Here is a 1,369-nt window from a genome sequence, read left to right on the forward strand (position 1 = left end):
CTCTCGGAGCCGATCCGCTCGACCACGCCCCAGCCGCGTCCCTTGGTGACGACGGTCCCAGAGAGGAGCTCCTCACCCGTCACTCGTCCGACCGGCACGGACTCACCCGTCATCGACGACTCGTCGACCTCGAGCCCCACCGCCTCAGCGGCCACCAGGTCGGCCGGCACGACGTCGCCCGCCTCGAGGCGTACCACATCGCCCTTGACCAGCTCGGCGGCCTCGATGTCACGCACCCGGCCGTCCCTGAGCACACACGCCCGCGGGGCGGCCATTCTGCCGAGGGCCGCCATGGCCTGCTCGGCCCGCCGTTCCTGCACGACCCCGATGGCGGTGTTGACCAGCACCACGACCGCGATGATGCTCGCGTCCGGCACGTCCCCGAGGCCGAGGACCACCACGAACGCGACACCGAGCAGCAGGATCATCGGGTCCCGCAGCTGCGTCAGCACCCGGGCCGCCAGCGTGGTCGGCGGGGGCGCCGGGACGGCGTTGGGACCGTCCTGTTCCAGCCGGAGCGCCGCCTCCGCAGTGGTGAGCCCGCCGGACTCCAGACCTGTACGCGACGACACCGGCCTCAGCTCCGCACCTGGGTGCCCGACGTGCCGGCGAGCACGCCGTTGATCTCGTCGAGGGAGCCGATCGCCGAGCACCGGCCCGTCGCCCGGGTGAAGGCGCAGACGGCGGCCACCTTCGGCCCCATCGACCCTGCCGGGAACCGCATCGCGGACAGCTCGGCCACGCTCACCTCGCGCATCACCTTCTCGGCGGGACCGCCGAAGTCTCGGATCACGCCCTCCACATCGGTCAGGACGAGCAGCAGGTCGGCGCCGAGCGCCTCGGCGACCAGCGCGGCCGCGAGGTCCTTGTCGACAACCGCGTCGATGCTCTGGTAGCGGTGATCGCGGTCGACGACCGGAACTCCCCCTCCTCCGGCGAGCACGACCGTGACGCCGGCGTCGAGAAGGCGCTCGGCCACGCCGAGCTCGACGATGCCCCGGGGAGCCGGGGACGCCACGACCCGTCGCCAACCGGCACCGTCGGACCGCACCGTCCAGCCATGCAGGGACGCGAGCCGGCGGGCCGTCGGCTCGTCGTAGACCTGGCCGATGAACTTGGTCGGCTCCTGGAACGCCGGGTCCGTGGGTTCCACCACGGTCTGGCTCACCAGCGTCACCACGTCGGCGATGCCCTCTCCGTGGAGCGCCTGCTGGAGCCACAGCCCGATGAGGCCCTGGGACTCGGCGACGAGGTCGGCGAGCGGATAGGGCTCGGACAGGGTGGGGTCGGCACCGCTCTCCAGAGCGAGCAGGCCGACCTGGGGGCCGTTGCCGTGGACCACCGCGACCTGGTGCTCGCGGGCCAGACC

2 protein-coding genes are annotated in these 1,369 nt (G+C 72.7%); both read right to left on the reverse strand.

Annotated elements, in window-relative coordinates:
* The coding region (locus ACFVJS_RS27970) for an HAD-IC family P-type ATPase (RefSeq protein ID WP_378886801.1) at positions 1 to 572 on the reverse strand (572 nt) is incomplete at its 3' end.
* A 5-nt stretch (positions 573 to 577) separates the two neighbouring features.
* Positions 578 to 1,369 (reverse strand): carbamate kinase (locus tag ACFVJS_RS27975; RefSeq protein WP_378886802.1); only part of this gene is annotated, 792 nt, incomplete at its 5' end.

This window comes from Nocardioides sp. NPDC057772 (genome assembly GCF_042798075.1).
Lineage (GTDB): Bacteria > Actinomycetota > Actinomycetes > Propionibacteriales > Nocardioidaceae > Nocardioides.